At 34.4% G+C, this 18115-nt stretch carries 14 protein-coding genes; 10 read left to right on the top strand and 4 right to left on the bottom strand.

The window, feature by feature from the left end; genetic code table 11:
* Positions 1-220: 220 nt before the first annotated feature.
* The 8 genes from topA to DXU93_RS13460 all read left to right on the top strand — a co-directional run bounded on the left by topA (position 221) and on the right by DXU93_RS13460 (position 10833).
* Complete coding sequence (gene topA / locus DXU93_RS13495; RefSeq protein ID WP_116881830.1) at positions 221-2656, top strand: type I DNA topoisomerase; 2436 nt, start codon at positions 221-223, stop codon at positions 2654-2656.
* A gap of 23 nt (positions 2657-2679) precedes the next feature.
* On the top strand, positions 2680-3882 hold the full coding sequence (locus DXU93_RS13490) for a formimidoylglutamase (protein WP_116881829.1): 1203 nt from the start codon (positions 2680-2682) through the stop codon (positions 3880-3882).
* A gap of 152 nt (positions 3883-4034) precedes the next feature.
* Complete coding sequence (locus tag DXU93_RS13485) at positions 4035-4961, top strand: PorP/SprF family type IX secretion system membrane protein (RefSeq protein ID WP_116881828.1); 927 nt, start codon at positions 4035-4037, stop codon at positions 4959-4961.
* Positions 4962-5072: 111 nt separating this feature from the next.
* Positions 5073-6617: a T9SS ring complex lipoprotein PorK/GldK gene (gene porK, locus DXU93_RS13480; protein ID WP_116881827.1), complete on the top strand. Its 1545-nt coding sequence runs from the start codon at positions 5073-5075 to the stop codon at positions 6615-6617.
* 63 nt (positions 6618-6680) lie between these two features.
* Entirely contained in the window at positions 6681-7502 is an 822-nt protein-coding gene (gene porL, locus DXU93_RS13475) for a type IX secretion system motor protein PorL/GldL (protein WP_116881826.1), read from the top strand.
* Between the two features lie 70 nt (positions 7503-7572).
* Positions 7573-9279 carry a type IX secretion system motor protein PorM/GldM gene (gene porM, locus DXU93_RS13470; RefSeq protein ID WP_116881825.1) on the top strand — a complete coding sequence of 569 codons (1707 nt, stop codon included), beginning with the start codon at positions 7573-7575 and terminating at the stop codon, positions 9277-9279.
* Positions 9280-9297: 18 nt separating this feature from the next.
* On the top strand, positions 9298-10308 hold the full coding sequence (gene porN / locus DXU93_RS13465) for a type IX secretion system ring subunit PorN/GldN (RefSeq protein ID WP_116881824.1): 1011 nt from the start codon (positions 9298-9300) through the stop codon (positions 10306-10308).
* 198 nt (positions 10309-10506) lie between these two features.
* Positions 10507-10833, top strand: a complete 327-nt coding sequence (locus DXU93_RS13460; RefSeq protein WP_116881823.1) for a 2Fe-2S iron-sulfur cluster-binding protein — start codon at positions 10507-10509, stop codon at positions 10831-10833.
* A 33-nt stretch (positions 10834-10866) separates the two neighbouring features.
* Here DXU93_RS13460 and nadE read toward each other — a convergent pair whose 3' ends face one another.
* Positions 10867-11637 carry an NAD(+) synthase gene (nadE, locus tag DXU93_RS13455; RefSeq protein ID WP_116881822.1) on the bottom strand — a complete coding sequence of 257 codons (771 nt, stop codon included), beginning with the start codon at positions 11635-11637 and terminating at the stop codon, positions 10867-10869.
* A gap of 12 nt (positions 11638-11649) precedes the next feature.
* Positions 11650-12465, bottom strand: coding sequence for an outer membrane beta-barrel protein (locus DXU93_RS13450; RefSeq protein WP_116881821.1), 816 nt, complete (start codon positions 12463-12465; stop codon positions 11650-11652).
* 88 nt (positions 12466-12553) lie between these two features.
* Between DXU93_RS13450 and gldB the strand changes: the two genes are divergently transcribed.
* Together gldB and gldC are read left to right on the top strand one after the other, a co-directional pair.
* Positions 12554-13558: a gliding motility lipoprotein GldB gene (gene gldB, locus DXU93_RS13445; protein WP_116881820.1), complete on the top strand. Its 1005-nt coding sequence runs from the start codon at positions 12554-12556 to the stop codon at positions 13556-13558.
* A gap of 60 nt (positions 13559-13618) precedes the next feature.
* Positions 13619-13966 (top strand): gliding motility protein GldC, encoded by a 348-nt coding sequence (gene gldC / locus DXU93_RS13440; protein WP_116881819.1) that lies wholly within the window; start codon positions 13619-13621, stop codon positions 13964-13966.
* A gap of 67 nt (positions 13967-14033) precedes the next feature.
* Here the strand turns inward: gldC and lnt are convergent, their stop codons facing one another.
* Both lnt and DXU93_RS13430 read right to left on the bottom strand, forming a co-directional pair.
* On the bottom strand, positions 14034-15590 hold the full coding sequence (gene lnt, locus DXU93_RS13435; protein ID WP_165851421.1) for an apolipoprotein N-acyltransferase: 1557 nt from the start codon (positions 15588-15590) through the stop codon (positions 14034-14036).
* A gap of 122 nt (positions 15591-15712) precedes the next feature.
* Positions 15713-18091: a choice-of-anchor L domain-containing protein gene (locus DXU93_RS13430; RefSeq protein ID WP_116881817.1), complete on the bottom strand. Its 2379-nt coding sequence runs from the start codon at positions 18089-18091 to the stop codon at positions 15713-15715.
* Positions 18092-18115 lie beyond the last annotated feature (24 nt).

The raw sequence follows: 18115 nt of genomic DNA, 5'->3' as shown, positions 1-18115 counted from the left end.
AAAGATATACTTTCTTCTCTACGTGTCAAAATGTCAGTAGCTAATTTTTAATAATTATTGAGTATAAGCATTAAGAAAAAGTGAAAATCATTATTTTTTTACTTTAGTAAGTAGTGCTTTTTTAATACTAATTGAAGTAAAAACAGTAGAAAGTTTGTATTTCGCATTAATTTGAAGTTATTTTGCATTCAATTTCACAAAAAAATTAACAAATACCGATATGGCAAAAAATTTAGTGATCGTTGAGTCACCTGCTAAAGCAAAAACAATCGAAGGTTATTTGGGTAAAGACTTTCTTGTTATGTCTAGTTACGGACATGTAAGAGACCTTGCTAAAAAAGGTGTGGCGATTGATATCGAAAATAACTTTCAGCCAAATTACGAAGTCAGTACAGACAAAAAATCGGTCGTTTCAGACTTAAAGAAAAATGTGAAAGCAGCAGAGACAGTATGGCTCGCTACCGATGAGGACCGTGAAGGAGAGGCAATTTCATGGCACCTATACGAAACTTTAAAACTAGACAAGAAAGACACCAAAAGAATTACTTTCAACGAGATTACTAAAACTGCCGTTCAAAAAGCAATTCAAGAACCAAGAGAAATCAATCAAGAACTTGTAAATGCTCAACAAGCAAGAAGAGTTTTGGATAGATTGGTAGGTTTTGAACTCTCACCAGTTTTATGGAAAAAAGTAAAACCTAGTTTATCTGCAGGACGTGTTCAGTCTGTTGCCGTTCGTTTAATCGTAGAACGTGAAAGAGAAATAATGAACTTCACTCCTGAAAACTATTTTAGGGTAGTCGGAGATTTCACACAAGGAAAAGATAAAATATCGGGAACCTTAGCACATAACATTGGTACGGACAAAGAAGTTGAGGCGTTCCTTAAGAATTGTGACAATGCTAACTTTAAGGTTACAGACGTAACGAAGAGACCTGGAACAAAAAATCCAAGTGCTCCATTTACAACCTCTACCCTTCAACAGGAAGCAAGTTTAAAGCTAGGGTTTAGTGTTTCTAGAACAATGAGAGTTGCACAGACACTATATGAAGCTGGTTTAATTACCTATATGAGAACAGACAGTGTTAACCTTTCTGAAACAGCAATGGAAGGCGCTAAAAACACTATCATCAAAGATTACGGTAAAGAATACAGTAACCCAAAGAAATTTAAAAGCAAAAGTGCTGGAGCCCAAGAAGCTCACGAGGCAATCCGACCAACAGATTTTGGCGTTTCGTCTGTGAATAAAGGGAATGATGAAAATCGATTATATGATTTAATTTGGAAAAGATCTATCGCCTCACAAATGAGTCCAGCCAAACTTGAGCGCACGACAATTAAGATTGGTGCTGAGGAAATAGAGGATTTATTTGTGACTAAAGGTGAAATCATCAAATTTGATGGGTTCTTGAAAGTTTATCTTGAATCACAAATGGATGATGAAGATGAAGATGATAAAGCATTAGAAGGTTTACTTCCTGATTTAAAAGAGGGTGAAACACTCACAGCAACTTCAATCATTGCCCGAGAAAGATTTACCAAAGCAGCTCCTCGATACGTTGAAGCTTCATTAGTAAAAAAATTAGAGGAATTAGGTATCGGTAGACCATCAACTTACGCACCAACAATCTCAACAGTTCAAAAAAGAGGCTATGTTGAGAAAAAGGAACGCGAAGGTACAGAAAGAGAGTACATGATCTACACTTTGAATGATGAAGGTGTAAAGAAAGAAGTTGCTACTGAAATAACAGGAAGAGACCGTAATAAACTCTCTCCTTCAGACATAGGGATGGTTGTTACCGACTTCCTTGTAGAACATTTTGGAGAAATCCTTAATTACAACTTTACTGCTCAAGTTGAACAAGAATTTGATGAAATCGCCAATGGATTAAAAGAATGGACAGAAATGATTCAACGTTTCTACGACCCATTCCACAAAACAGTTGAAGATACATTAGAAAATTCTGAACGTGCTTCAGGTGAGAGATATTTAGGAGAACATCCTAAAACTGGTGAAAAAGTTATCGTAAGAATCGGTCGTTATGGTCCGATGGCACAAATTGGTGATACCGAAGGAGAGAAAAAAGCACAATTTGCAAGTTTACGCCCAAACCAATCCATAGAAACAATAACTTTTGAAGAGGTTATGGATTTATTCAAGTTACCGCGAGAGCTTGGTAAATTTGAGGACAAAATAGTTAAGGCAAATATTGGAAGGTTTGGACCTTATGTTCAGCACGACGGTAAGTTCGTTTCTATCAAGGAGGATGATCCAATGGACATCGAATTAGATAGAGCTATTGAACTCATTAAAAACAAAAGAGTTGAGGATGCTAAAAAACTACTCAAGACTTTTCCAGAGGATGACACAATGCAGCTTCTAATAGGACGTTGGGGACCGTATTTAAAGATTGGTAAAAACAACTTCAAACTTCCGAAGGAAATTAAAGATGACGAAGAAAAAGTAAAACAACTTACTTACGAGGAATGCATTGAAATTTCTGAAAATCAACCTGCAAAGAAAGGACGAGGAAAAACGACCAAGAAAAAAACAACTGCAAAGAAGTCAACAGCGAAAAAGAAAACAACAACAAAGAAAAAAGCTACTAAAAAGGCTTCAGCAAAAAAGTCTACCAAGACAACTAAGAAAAAATAAATATTTCAAAACTGTCGTATTTCATGCGACAGTTTTTACTTTCTCCTTATTTTCATTTTGCAATTTCAACCATGAAAGACATTTCAATATATTTCAAAAGTGTTAATCAAACAGAAAAACTCGAGAGCTTAATGCTCGGAAACCAAATTCAAATTCATTTTGAAGACCATTTTCCAGAATTAAATAAAGAAGGTATCGCCATTATTTATGTCCCTGAATTCAGAAATAACGTAAAGCACAAGGATAGTAAATATTCTAACGATTTCAGAACTCAGTTCTACCGTTTATATGCAGGCTCCAATTGGAGTCACAAAATTTATGATTTAGGAACCATAATTCCAGGACAAAATTTTAAAGACACCCAATACGCCATATCCACTGTTTGTCAAGAGTTAATCAAAAAAGAGATTATACCAATTGTTGTTGGAGGAACACAGGATTTAACCAATTCCATTTTTAAAGCGTATGAGCAACTGGAACAAATGGTAAATCTCACAACAATAGATAACCAGTTAGATTTAGGTGACATCAACACTCCGTTAACACATGATGGCTGGTTAAGTCACGTACTTCTACACAAGCCATGTTATCTATTCAACTATACTAATATTGGTGCTCAAGGACATTACATTTCGGGTAAAACAGCTGATCTTTTCAATGATTTATATTTTGACGTCTGTAGATTAGGAGAAATTAATAGATCAATACAAGTTTCAGAACCATTTATGCGTAACACTGATATACTTAGTTTTGATTTAACCAGCATTCGCGCTAGTGACCTTCAGAATTCAAATTACACAGCTCCAAATGGTATCTTTGCACACGAAGCATGTCAACTCACTAGATATGCTGGCATAAGTGATAAACTATCTAGCTTTGGAATATTTAACTACTATAGTAATCACAACTTAGTTACTGACGAGTTAGTTGCCCAATTAATATGGTATTTCAATGAAGGGTATGCACAACGGAAAGGTGACTTCCCTATTGGTAGTAAGAAAAGCTATACAAAATTCAGGGTATACTTGGAAGAACTTAACGAAGAGATAATTTTTTACAAAAGTGATAAATCAGGCAGATGGTGGATCGAAGTACCTTACCCAGGTGCAAAAAATTCGAAATTCATGCGACATCAGATGATCCCATGTAGTTACGAAACGTATCAAGAATCTATGCAAGGAGAAATCCCCGATTTATGGTGGAAAACTTACCAAAAGATGGTTTAAGTACATATCAAATAATTTTTAAGAGAAATTTAAATTAAATCATGATTTCCTATTTAAATTATTTCCTATTTACAGATTTTTAACTACTTTAGTCGACTGATGAAGTAATCTAATTACTCATCAAATGCTAAACCATTGAAAAAAAGCTATATATGAAGAAACTCGTACTTATTTCAATTTTAATCTCCTCGTGCTTAACTAGTACTTTTGCACAGCAGGATAAAGTTTTGACACATTTTATTTTTGATAAAATGAGTATTAACCCTGGGGCTACTGGAGTAGGAATGGGACATGAAGTCTGCGGAACAATGATTTATCGAAATCAATGGGATCAATTTAACGGAGCTCCTAATTCAGTACTTGCGAATGCTGAAGCTAATATATCACGCTATGTACCAAGTGCTGCAGGTATTTCATTTTACCATGACGCAATTGGATATTCAAGACAAAACAACGTTACGTTAAACTATTCTTATCACTTATCTCTAGCAAACGGTACATTAGGTATTGGAGCAGCTTTAGGCTTAAATAGTTTTAGTATGAGTCCAACATGGGTAACACCTGATGGTAATCCATTTGATGGTTCATTGCCTCAAGCAAAATCTCAAGCTACTTTTGATGCTAATTTTGGATTATATTACATGTCGCATACTGGATGGTATGCTGGTCTTTCATCAACGCATTTACCAGCAGCTGAAATCACTGATTTAAATTTCAATACTGCACGCCACTATTATGCAATGGGAGGGTACAGAATGAACAAAGCATTTGATATAGATCAATTAAGTGTTGAAGCAAATGGTATGATTCGTTCAGATTTGAAATTCGTCAGTGCAGATGTGAACTTCCGTGCAATATGGGATGACACATTCTATGGTGGACTAACATACAGAACTACTGACGCACTAGCTGTTATGCTAGGTTTAAATTGGAACTCATTTACATTTGGATACTCATATGACATTACAGTAAATAGAATTTCAAGTGTATCTACGGGTTCACATGAGTTAATGGTTAAGTATTGTTATCCATTACCAAAAATTCCAATTACTGTGGTTAAAAATCCAAGGTATTTATAAAAACTTAAAAATAATCTGTAACCATTTCGGTAGCTTTTCCGTTATATAACCATAAAGTTAAAAAGACCTTTAAATTGTTCGTGATTAACTGGAAAGTAAAAACAAGGTAGAATGAAGAAATTATTAATAGTAGGTTTAATCAGTTTAATGCTTGGTTCTTGTAGCACAAGATCAGGACATTTAACTGGAGTACAAGGTAGAGAGGTATACTACCCTGAAGTTCCATTAGGAATGGTCTACATTCCACATGGTTCTTATATCATGGGACAAAATGATGAAGATGTACCTTTTATGCATCAAACCATTTCGAAGACAGTGACGATCTCTGCATTCTATATGGATCAGACTGAGATAACGAATAATGAATACCGTCAGTTTGTTCACTGGGTAAGAGATTCGATCGCAAGAAAGATGATTTACGAAAACATTGAAGAAGATAAAGAAGCAGATCGTTTCCTTAACTATCAAGATGAATACTATGATGAAGGAATCATGGAATGGGTTGAATACGAATCAAGTGATCGTTTTCAAAACATAGAAAAATTCTCTTTGAACTGGGACCGTGAGTTTTCTTATGAAGACCCAATGTTAGTTCCATTACTTTCTGAAATGTATTATCCTTCTGCGCAAAGATTTTATAAGCGTAAGGAAATTGATATTAGAAAATTAAATTTCAAATATTACTGGATCGATTTAGTTGAGGCAGCGCGTAAAGGAAAAGTAAACATTAAACCTAATGGGTACAACAACCAAGGTGTTAAAACTGATTTAGATCACAGAACATTGCGTTCAGCAGAGCACCCTTTTACTGAAGAACCAAGAGGTCGTGATGAAGATTTAGGTAAAATCAATAAAATTGGTCAAAACAATGCAATTCGTGGTCACAAAGACAGACAAAGATTTGTAATTGATGAAACAATTAATGTATATCCAGATACATTGGTATGGATTAGAGACTTCACATATGCATTTAATGATCCAATGACTAAAATGTATTTCTGGCATCCATCATACGACAACTATCCTGTAGTTGGTGTAACATGGCCACAAGCTAAAGCATTTAATATTTGGAGAACACAATTATTAAATGGATGGTTGGAATCAATGGGAGAAATGTATGTTCATGATTTCCGTTTACCAAGTGAAGCTGAATGGGAAAGAGCATCAAGAGGTGATTTAGATTTATCTGCTTATCCTTGGGGTGGACCATACATTCGTAACACTGCAGGATGTTTCTTAGGAAACTTTAAACCAATGAGAGGTCGTTACGAACAAGATGGTGGTTCGCAAACTGTAAAAGCATACTCTTATAATCCAAACGGATTTGGACTATATTGTATGGCAGGAAATGTATCAGAATGGTGTGAAACAGCTTATGACGAATCTATGTATGAGTTATCGCATGATCAAAACTCTGAATACCGTTACAACGCATTAGACTGGGATCCACCTGCAATGAAGCGTAAAGTAATACGTGGTGGTTCATGGAAAGATATAGGATATTATCTACAAAACGGTACAAGAACTTATGAGTACCGTGATACAGCTAAATCTTACATTGGATTTAGATCAGTTGCATCACACCTAGGTAGAGGTGGAAAAGATTTCTCAAAAGAAGGAGGTGAAGAATTAGATCAAGATCTTCAATTAAGATAATCATTAAAACAAGTAAATAAAACAAATAAATAATAAAAGTTAAACCTTAAAAATTAGTAAATTATGAAACCAGGAAGTAAAGGATGGAAAAATTTTATGGCAAAATTGTATGGTATTGGTGCAGCTGTAGTAATACTTGGTGCATTATTTAAAATCATGCACTGGCCAGGTGCGGGACCAATGCTTGTAGTAGGTCTAGGAACAGAAGCGATTATCTTTATCTTCTCTGCATTTGAACCGATACATGAAGATCCAAACTGGGAATTGGTATATCCAGAATTAGCTTTAGGTAATGATGAGGATTTCGATCCAGCAGAAATTCAGGCTGGAAGAGGTCGTGGAACTGGAGGAAACGGTGGTTCTGGAATTACAGGAGAACTTGATAACATGCTTGAAGAAGCGAAAATAGATAGTTCTTTATTAGAGCGTTTAGGTGAAGGAATGAAAGCATTAGGAGATAATGCAGCACAATTGAAGGGCGTTACTTCAGCTGCTGCAGCAACTGACTCTTATGTTGATAGTTTACAATCTGCATCTGATAAAGTAGCTAAGCTTTCAGAATCATACGAAAGAGCTTCTGTTGCAATATCAGGAATGACATCTTCTACAGAGGAAGGGCAATCATTTGGTGAGCAAATGCAAAAAGTATCTAAAAACTTATCTGCATTGAACAATGTATATGAATTACAATTAAAAGGGTCTTCTGCTCATTTAGAAGCTACAGAGAAATTCCAAGGTCAAGTTACTGAAATGATGACTAATCTTTCAGAGTCTGCAAAAGACACTAAACTTTACAAAGAGAATATGTCAATGTTAGCTAAGAACTTAACGGACTTAAATAATGTTTACGGTAACATGTTAAAAGCAATGACTATTAACAAATAATAGGCTTTGTTTCACGAATAGTAATATTCGGAACATTATTAATAAATTAATTCTTAAAATTTAATTACAAATGGCAGGAGGAAAAGAAACCCCAAGACAGAAGATGATCGGGATGATGTATCTCGTATTGACTGCTCTTTTGGCACTTAACGTGTCTAAGGAGATTATAGCAGCTTTTGTAACCATAAATGACAAACTAGAATCTAGTGGTGAAATCATCGACAAATCAATCGGTGACGTTTATGGAACATTCGAAAGTAAAAGAGCTGCATTAGCATTAGAAAAAGGTGATACAAAAATCATCGATTTATGGCAAGGAAAAGCTGATTCATTAAATGCAGAAACGAAAAAAGTAGTTCACTTTATTCTTTCTGAGTCAAATGATATGATTAGCAAAGTTGAAGGAAAAGACTGGGTTAACAAAGACAAAATTGATGAAGATGGTAATATTACAGAGTTAATGCCATTGAATCAAATTCAAGCAATGGATAACTATGATGTACCTACTGAATTGTTTATCGGAGGTAATCCAAAACAACCAAAAGAAAGAGGTCTAGCGATTGTTAAAAGGATGAACGAATACAGAAATAATGTAGCTGAATTAATGGCTAATTACACTGTAGGTAAGAAAACTTATACGTTCACTGCTCCTGAAGATGTATCAGGTTTAAAAGATGCATTATTAACAGCTAATCCAGAAGATACTGCTAGAATTGCACAGTATTATAAATCTATGACAATTCCAGAAATGATTGAAGTATCGAATGCTGGAGAAGCGACAATGGTACCGTGGCCATCAGCAATGTTTGATCATGCACCAGTAGTTGCAGCAGCAGCGATGTTTACTGCATTAAAACTTGATGTTTTAAACAGTGAGAGTACAGCAGCCGAGTTTATGTTATCAAAGGTAGATGCACCAACATTCAACTTTAACAAAATTGAAGCTCTTCCATTTGCACGTACTGGATACGTTAATGCTGGAGATTCATTAGACCTTAAAGTTATGATTGCAGCATACGATTCAAATGAAGTTGCACCATTAAAGTATGGAATCAATGACTCTACACCAGCAAATTGGAAGAATACAACAGGTGATATTCGTTTAGAAACAAGTACACCTGGTAGTTATAGAGTTACAGGACAAATTGGTGTTAAAGAAAAAGGAGAAACAGTATTTAAAAACTGGGACTTCAACTATACAGTTGGTAAACCATCTGGTACAGTTTCTTTACCAGAAATGAACGTATTGTATAGAGGTTATTCTAACGTAGTAGAAGGTGCTGCATCAGGATTCCCTAATTACTCATTATCTGGAGCTGGTAACGTTTCACTTAGTAAGTCTGGAAATGGATATATCGCAACTCCTGGTTCAGGAAGAACGGCAACTATCAATATTGCAGGTGTAGCTGAAGATGGATCATCTAGTAACCTAGGAAGTTTTGAATTCCGTGTAATGAATTTACCAAAACCAGCGATTAGATTAGGTCGTTATGCAGATGGTGAAACACTTACTACAGGTCAAGTTAGAGCTTCTAGACAGTTATTCGCTGGTTATCCACCAGAGATTCCATTAAAAGCTACATTTAGTGTAGTAAAATATGAAGTAACAGCGACAGGTGTTCCAAGAGGAGCAACAGGTAATGGTAATCAATTAAGTGGTGAAGCAATGAGAGTATTGACTAATGCTAAATCAGGTGCTACCATTACTGTAACTGCTAGTTACAGAGAACCAAGCGGAAGAGTTAACAGACAAAACGCTGTGTTTAAAGTAAAATAATAGTAAAATTAAAAAGTCATGAAGAATTTATTGCTTTGTACAATCTTGATTTTTAGCATGAGTAGTATTGCTCAAGTTAATGGAGGTCCAATAAATAGTCGAACGGAAACGGGAGTTATTGATGGGGCATACCTAAAATCAAATATACCAACCAAACGACTAATTCCTTATCCATACATTCGTGAAGCGGATGCTATTTGGAGTAAACGTGTTTGGAGAGCAATTGATCTACGTGAAAAGATTAATCGTCCTTTATATTTCCCATTGGATGAAATTACTCCACCAGACGTTCTTACGGGCGAATCACAATGGGTTCGTAATGATAACAGATGGAGTTTATGGACAATTATTCGTCAACATATTTTATCAGGAGACTTAACTTTATACTCAAATTATAACCTTGTTAGGTTCTCAATTGAGGATGGAGATAAGTTTAAATATCCTATCTTACCTTCTACCCCTGGTGGAACGTATGAGAATGATCCGAAGTACCGAGATGAGATTAACAATTATTTGGCAACCTTAGGTCCTCAACCAATTGATGCATTATTAAACGTTTATGGTGAGGATTCAGTTGATGTTAATGGAAACTTGGTTTATCCAGAAAGAGAAGTAAACTGGTTTACATCTAAAGATATCATTCAGTACCGACTTAAAGAGGACTGGATTTTCGATAAGCAAAGATCAGTAATGGATGTTCGTATTTTAGGATTAGCTCCAGTTAAATATAATGTTGACCAAAGTAATGGTTCAATTAATGGAACAGAAATTATGTTCTGGTTGTACTTCCCTACTGACTGTAGATATGTATTCAACAACTACTTTGTATATAATGAACAAAACGGTTCTAGATGGATGAGTTTTGATGATTATTTCATGAAAAGAAGGTTTAGTTCTTACATTTACAAAGAAGAAAATGTATACGACCGTAGTATTGAAAAATACAGAGTTGGAGTTGATGCTTTGATGGAGTCACAGAGAATTACAGAGGAAATTCGAAACATAGAACATGATGTTTGGAGTTATTAATCAATAAAACTTACAGAAAAGCCCTAGTATTTAATTACTAGGGCTTTTTTTATATCTAATTGTTTATATATAGTTAAGTAATAATACTCTTGAAAGAAACACAAGAACATAAAGATTTTATAATTAATTGAAAAGGTAAAATGTTATTTTATCAACTTAGTAAAAGGATAAATCAGTATTTTTGTACAAAAATTAATCATGGAAGATAACATTACAGTTTATATTATAGATCGAGATGCCAAGAAACACACTTTAATGGCGCCTACAGACATGAACATGAATATCATGGAACTATGTAAATCATATGAACTTCCAGTAGAAGGAACATGTGGCGGAATGGCTATGTGTGCATCTTGTCAATGTTACTTAGAATCCGATCATGAATTACCAGAACAAAGTGATGATGAACTTGACATGTTGGATCAAGCATTTTTCGTTGAAGATAATAGTCGATTAGGTTGTCAGATCGAAATCACTGAGGATATCGATCAAATCACATTAAGATTGGCGCCTGAATCTAATTAATAATAATGGTAGTCAAATAAGAGCGAATCCTCTTTATTTGACACCATCTAATTGACAAACAGGTATTGGAACCATTTTATGTTGATTGATACTATTTAAACGCTTATAAATAGCCAATACTTCCTTTTTACGATCACTTAAGCTATTGATGTCACCATCAAACGCCATTGCGAATTCTAGTTCATCATAAGTGGCTCCAATTTGGTCTTCATCGTTTCTTTCGTCTCCCCACAATCCATCAGTAGGTTTAGCATCTAATATATCTTGGTTTACATTAAGATATTTCGCTAATTGAAAAACCTCAGATTTTACTAAGTCTCCAATGGGACTAAGGTCTACACCTCCATCTCCATATTTTGTAAAAAAACCAATTCCAAAATCTTCTACCTTATTACCAGTACCTGCAATTAAGAGATTATTGGCTTGTCCAATAGCGTATAAGGTAGTCATTCTTATCCTTGCACGTGAATTTGCCATGGCCAAAAGATCACTTTTAACCTTATCCCCCATCGTTTGCTCAAAACTTTCGAAAGTCGCAGTTAAATCAACCAATTGACCTTCTACATTCGGAAACCTACTAACTAAAGCATCTATTTGATTTTGAGACCTTAAATATTCAGATTCAGATTGACGTATGGGCATATTCAGTAAAATGACTTTTCGTTTGGTATGGGCGCATAAAGTTGAAACTAATGCAGAGTCAACACCACCAGATACACCAACAATAAAGCCTTTTACTGGTACATCTTTTATATAATTATTAAGCCAGTCAATAATATGACTGGCTACTTTTTCACAATTCATTTAAATATCTTTTTAAAATAAAACAGAGACCTTCAATAACAATTGACTTTGATTTAAACTCGGTGCATAGTAATCTCTTCCGTTGGATGCATTAATATTATATAAAGACAATCCTTTTTCATCATCACCAAATAAAGATCCTTCTTGTTGGAAGACTTCTGAAAAACCGTAATAATAACCTAATTCGACTACTAAAACCGTATTCCCAGAAATATTATACTCTGCTCCTCCTGAAATACCAATAGCACCTTTATAGAAAGACATTACTCCTGGAGATTTCATATCATCCAATTCCGTTTGATCCAAGGAAGTCCCATTTGAATCATAAGCATTTCCTGTATTATTGGTTCTAGTGGTTAATAAAAAGCTATTACGTAAACCAAACTTTCCGTAATATCTCATGTAACCCATATAATTTGTTTGAAACTTCAACATAACAGGAATACTCAAGTAAATACTTTTATGTTTTCGTTCATTAACGAAGAAGAAATTATCTTCAGTACTTTCAGAGTTATAATCTTTGAATTGACGAATATCTTTGTCATTATAATCGAAGTAAACATTGTCCTTAAATGTTGTTTTAAAGCGATTAAAATCAAATTCCAACCCAGTAGAAAGTGCAATGTTTTTTGAAAAATTCCAATCTAATGCCATTCCTACAACAAAATCTCCTCCTACATTAGCATCCATTGTGTTGGTTTGTGGATCATTTAAATTAATAGCTCCACCTAAAGAAAGACCAGCCATAACTTTTTTATCTGCTGCATCTTGAGCAGAAGCCGTAAACATCAATCCAGCGAATAGTGATAAAGTCAGAATTTTTTTCATATTTTTGATTTTAGTTAATGTTCAATTTGATAGTTCAATACAAGAGTTATTCCGTATATCGTACTATTCACAAAAATAATCATATTTAATGAACTATAGATTATCAATTTATGCAATTCTTGCTTTTGCTTTCCTTTTTTACAGTTGTACATCAAATCCACTAGACGTTAAACTTCCAAAAGATGAAATTAATATTGATTTTATCAACGTTGATCAATCATTTCATCAAAAGCCAATCGATTCAGTAAAAATAATCATGGCTGATTTCGAAGATGAAATTGGTGAGTTATTCCTCTATGAACTGAGTAAAAACATAAGAGAAAACATTACTGACAGCTCTTATAAAACCGTATATAATTTCTATTCTTCCGAATATATTTCTGATTTAGAGAATGAAAAAAGTAAAATCTATTCAGAAATTACTAAACATGAAAAGAGAATTATAGATGGTTTTAAATACTTGAAATATCATTTCGGAGATTCCTTAATTCCAGAAACAATATTTTATATAAATAAATTGTTTAGCCAAATTACATGCTCTGAAAATCAAATCGCAGTTGGATTAGAAAGTTATATTTCCCCGCAATCAAAGGTCATCCAATCTATTCCCAAAAAAGGATTTTATCAGTGGCAAAGAGATAGAATGGATATTCAATATTTAGAAAGAGATGTTTTGCTGAATTGGATACAAGTACAACTATTTGACGAACTAGACAGTAAATTAGCTGAACATATCGTCCAAGCGGGTAAAATTCTTTATGTTTTGAAAGCCGTTTTTCCAAAAGAAGAAGATCGTTATATTTTGAGATATAATAACGCCCAATATCAATGGGCAATCGATAACGAAAAGATGGTTTGGGATTATCTCGTAAAACAACAAATGTTATTCAAAAGTGAACTTCAAACAAGAACCAATTTCTTAAACGAAGGACCAACTACTGTAGGACTTTCTAGTGAATCACCTGATAGAATAGGACAATTTTTAGGATATCGAATTGTAAAAGCCTTCATGGCTAAAAACAAAGCCTTATCTTTGCCTGAATTATTAAATACAAAATACAATACTGTTTTACAAGCCTACGAAATAGATTAAACTTATTTGATTGTTAGAATATATATAAAATTAAATACAGAACCTTAAAAGGTATAGATTATGAGTGAAGATAAAATTACCAAGACCTCTGAAATTTCAGTAAAAGTAGGTACAAATGAAAATAGTGTACCTGTTCGTATGAATTGGTCGGCTCAAGATGGGAATATAGATAATGCTGAAGCAAGTGCGATGTTTTTATCTGTATGGGATCCAAAAGAGAAAAATACAATGAAAATTGACCTTTGGACCAAGGAATTATCGATTGAAGAAATGAAGCAATTCTTCCATCAAACCTTAGTTACCATGGCTGATACATTCGAAAAAGCAACAGGTGAAAAGAATATCACGGAAGATTTAAGAGATTATTGTTATCACTTTGCGGAGAAAATGGAGATTCTCCCTGAATAAGAAAAAAGAATCACTTATGAGAATGCCCGTTTTCGGAATGAATTCGGGCATTTTTTATTCTATCTACTTAAATAGAAGTTCCAAATCGCTTCAGGTATCGAACTGCTGTAAGGACAAGAATCAATAAGCTTATGAAACTAAATGAACGTCCCATAACATCACCGTATTTCACATAAAATGTAGGTTCTGCATTCAATTGTATATTCTCACGAAAACCATCATGCACCCAATATTCTGTGGCTTTTACAATATCTCCTCTTTGATTAATAACACTTGAAATACCGGTATTGGCTGACCTTACCACATACCTTTCTGTTTCAATCGCTCTTAATCTTGCTATGCTTGCATGTTGTTTGTGTCCGGCAGTATTTTCCCACCAACCATCATTGGTAATAATAAAAATAGCCTCCGCCCCTTTTCTACATTGAGCCGCAATCATACCTCCATAAACAGATTCATAACAAATAATTGGTGCAAAAGTAAATCCATTTGTCTTCAACACTTTTGGTTCATCCTCAACACCAAGTGTACCTGAGGTTCCTCCATTTTGAATAGAGAGTTTTTCTAACCATGGAAACCAATTCGAAAATGGTATTTTTTCAACACCTAAAACCAATTCAGATTTGTGTACAAATTCTGTAGGCTTTCGCTTTGTAATCAAAGCTGAAGTATTATACGATTCATAAAAATCATTTGAATTATTAATTGGTTTTGAGGCTCGACTATTTTTATGATCGAAAATTTTATAGGTTGATGCTCCTGTAAAAAGAGCTGTATTCCCCCAACTATTCACCTTTTTTTGAAGGTAATTCATCACAGGATTATTTTTGTATGTTGCCTCATTAAAAGGAGTAGAAACAGCTGTTTCAGGTGCTAATACTACTGCTGTGTTTTCAGTAATTAACTCATCTGCCTTTGATATGAATTTATCTACTTGTTTTTTTACATCTGATGAGAACTTTTCGTTATAAGGATCTACGTTTGGCTGAGTTACAACAACCTCCACTTGATTTTGTGTCTCAGTATATGTAGAATAACTCCAAAATGAAATTATTGATGGAATGATAATCAATCCTGCTGTTACATATATTAATGGAGTTTGAACTTTTAAAGATTCTTTCCCAAAAACTACGTTGTTGAGTATCTTAAAAATTAAAAGGTTAACCAGTAAAATCCATAAACTTCCACCAAGAACACCTGTATATGCATACCATTGAACTATTTCTGGTGCAATAGCGAAGGTATTTCCGATATTAATCCATGGCCAACTTAATTCCCAATGATAATGGACATACTCTAAACTTATCCAAAAAAACAATAAACCAATATAGCCTTCTTTTTGTCCAACGTACTTCTTTGTCCAATGAAATAACAAGAACACAGTCGCCATGATAAATCCATTTAGAAAATACGCAGCTATAGCACCAACTTCTCCTCCTATGGCATAATAGATCCAGTAGGTTGAACCTATATTATAAATTAAGAAAGTAATATATGCATGTATTAAGACCTTGCCTGATCGATAATTTTGACGGTAGATATTATGCTCAACTAATAAAAGAGGAGTCCATGCTAAAAAAACTAAAGGGAATAAACTTCCTGTATGAGGAAAGGATATTGTCATTAAAAGACCACTAAGTATGCTTAATAGATACCTTTGTAAACGAGAAAACTTCATAATAGAATAATTCGATTCTTACAAAGATAATATACCCTAGATGTTTCGCGCTAAAAAGAGTAGATTTTTCATTTCAGTACATTGATGTGTCCTCTGAGTACCTTCTTCTCTATACTGTGCACCGTTTGATATTCAATAATCCAGACATAAGTTCCATCTTGAATGTACTTACCTCCAAAAGATCCATCCCATTTAAAATCCACATCATAAGCTTCAAAAAGCAATTCTCCCCAGCGATTAAAAATCTCAATTTTTAAATCTACAACACCTACAGTACTCACTTCAAAAAAGTTATTGAAACGATCTGTTCCACCTGGTGTAAATGTATTAGGAACATAAATATAAACTTCATCTAAAATTGTAATGATTTTTGTAATCGAATCGATACAACCTTTTTTATCTGTGGCAATTAATGTTATTTCATAATCTCCGGGAATGTCATAAGTATTATTAGGATGAACCATTGTTGAGGTTTCTCCATTACCTAAATCCCAATAATAAGTATCTCCGTTATTGGTTAAATTCTGAAAAGTAATTGGCAATCCAATATACATCGGAGTAGTGATTGCACTAAAGTTAGCGTCTGGTTTTACAACAACAACTTTCGTTTCCGCCTCAACTTGAAAGGTTTGACAATCATCTTTAACAATTACTCTATATGTTGTAGTCTGATTTGGTTTTACCCAAACACTTGATACAGTATCTCCAGAGTGCGGCCAATTGTAGTAGTAATTCCCAAATCCACCTGTTGCATCAACATTTATTAGAACAGAATCTCCTGGACAAATTTCTTGACTTGGAGTAATATCAAGTAATAATGGAGGACTCAAAATAGTAATTGTAACGGTTGTGGAGTCACTCTCACCACATTGATCTGTTACTACTATTTTATAGGTTGTCGTTGCTGGAGCGGAAACATTAATTGCCGGGGTTGTACCAATCACATTACCTGAAGTTTGGTTGGTCCATTCATAACTATAGTCACCTGCACCACCTATAGCTTCAACCACCAAGTCATAAGGAACATAAGGACATTGTTCTACAATATCATTGGTTGCAGAAATTGTTAGAGGATCATACACTGGCACTTCCACTTCAACTGTAGTTGTGGCCGTTTCATTTAAACAATTATCCGTCACTTGAACAGAATAAGTTTGTGTTGAATTTGGGTTGACCGTAATCGATTGCGTTGTTGCACCAGTATTCCATTGGTAAGTGTAACCTCCTCCACCTCCTTGAGCATCTGCGATAAGCTCTATCGTTTCTCCGGGACAAATTACTTCTGGCACATCAACAGAAACTGATACAGGTTCAACGGGTCGAATAAACAATTCAATTGTTTGAAAATTATTATTCCCACAGGGGTCATTAATTTCAAATTGTAAAACTAGATTAGCGACACTTGCCAAACCTGGATTATTTAAAGCATCGATATTAAAAGTTACCACTGTTTGACCAGGAGCAAAATCTACACTGTTGGGTACGTTTGAATAATCAAGTCCCTCAACAGCCGATCCAGAAAGGGTAATAGGTATCGACAAGGCTTGATTTACAGAAGTTCCAGATCTTTCAACTTTAACCTCAACACTTGTACAATTTTGTGCCATTGTTTGTCCGTCACCATAAGGATCACTTGATAATTGATAACTTACTTGAACGGGCTGTACACTGGTTAAACTATTCTTTTCTAAAAATATTCCTGAATCATAAATAGGGTCTCCCGCATCTGCAATAGCTATTCTCAAATGATAGGTTTCTCCACATTGAACTTTAGATACAGCCTCTAGTGGCACTGTAAATCCATCATACTGCACATAATACGGATCATTGTTGAAAGGGGATTGACTTCCATTTCCATTATCAACAAAGTAATTACTATTTAAATTACTATTAACATTGTCAATAGAAACAGGTTGGGTAGTTCCTGGAATAATCGCCATATTTTGAGTACCACCTTGAATTCCTGGACCAGAAATAAAGAAAGCAAAAACATCATTATATCCTTGGTTTACAAATTCTGGATACTCTTCAGATGCAAAAACATATTTGAATCGAACGGTATCAGATAAAGGAATAAAATCAAACTCTAATAAAGTTGCATTGTAGGTGTTGGTGTTAACCAATTCTGAAAGTTTTCCATATCCTCCAGAATTGTTATCTAAACCAGAATTAGGAACATCATTAGGTCCGAACGGTCCATCAGGACCTTGATATATAGTACCTGTAGTCATGATTATTCCTTCATCAATACCTATACTTGCATTAGTTGCATTAAAAGTTCCAATGGCACTTGTGGCACCTGAGTAACTCACATTTGAAACCGAAACACCAGGTCCTAAAAGTACATTTTGAACCAACTGATCAGGAGTTTGTCCTCCAGCAGTTTGCAATTGAGCAAATGAATGACTCAATATGAATAAAAACAGTACAGTAAGAAAATTCTTCATCAATGATTAAACGTTCTAAAATAC

Source organism: Brumimicrobium aurantiacum (genome assembly GCF_003402975.1).
GTDB lineage: Bacteria > Bacteroidota > Bacteroidia > Flavobacteriales_D > Crocinitomicaceae > Brumimicrobium > Brumimicrobium aurantiacum.
Note: the sequence above shows the minus strand (reverse complement) of the source record. Positions and strands in the feature narration are given on the sequence as shown.

Excerpts from the sequence above, each read along its gene's own strand:
- topA (WP_116881830.1), top strand. The coding sequence starts at position 221 with ATGGCAAAAAATTTAGTGATCGTTGAGTCACCTGCTAAAGCAAAAACA.
- DXU93_RS13460 (WP_116881823.1), top strand. The coding sequence starts at position 10,507 with ATGGAAGATAACATTACAGTTTATATTATAGATCGAGATGCCAAGAAA.
- DXU93_RS13430 (WP_116881817.1), bottom strand. The coding sequence starts at position 18,091 with ATGAAGAATTTTCTTACTGTACTGTTTTTATTCATATTGAGTCATTCA.
- porN (WP_116881824.1), top strand. The coding sequence starts at position 9,298 with ATGAAGAATTTATTGCTTTGTACAATCTTGATTTTTAGCATGAGTAGT.
- porM (WP_116881825.1), top strand. The coding sequence starts at position 7,573 with ATGGCAGGAGGAAAAGAAACCCCAAGACAGAAGATGATCGGGATGATG.
- gldC (WP_116881819.1), top strand. The coding sequence starts at position 13,619 with ATGAGTGAAGATAAAATTACCAAGACCTCTGAAATTTCAGTAAAAGTA.
- lnt (WP_165851421.1), bottom strand. The coding sequence starts at position 15,590 with ATGACAATATCCTTTCCTCATACAGGAAGTTTATTCCCTTTAGTTTTT.
- DXU93_RS13490 (WP_116881829.1), top strand. The coding sequence starts at position 2,680 with ATGCGACAGTTTTTACTTTCTCCTTATTTTCATTTTGCAATTTCAACC.
- DXU93_RS13450 (WP_116881821.1), bottom strand. The coding sequence starts at position 12,465 with ATGAAAAAAATTCTGACTTTATCACTATTCGCTGGATTGATGTTTACG.
- DXU93_RS13485 (WP_116881828.1), top strand. The coding sequence starts at position 4,035 with ATGAAGAAACTCGTACTTATTTCAATTTTAATCTCCTCGTGCTTAACT.
- porK (WP_116881827.1), top strand. The coding sequence starts at position 5,073 with ATGAAGAAATTATTAATAGTAGGTTTAATCAGTTTAATGCTTGGTTCT.
- gldB (WP_116881820.1), top strand. The coding sequence starts at position 12,554 with ATGAACTATAGATTATCAATTTATGCAATTCTTGCTTTTGCTTTCCTT.
- nadE (WP_116881822.1), bottom strand. The coding sequence starts at position 11,637 with ATGAATTGTGAAAAAGTAGCCAGTCATATTATTGACTGGCTTAATAAT.
- porL (WP_116881826.1), top strand. The coding sequence starts at position 6,681 with ATGAAACCAGGAAGTAAAGGATGGAAAAATTTTATGGCAAAATTGTAT.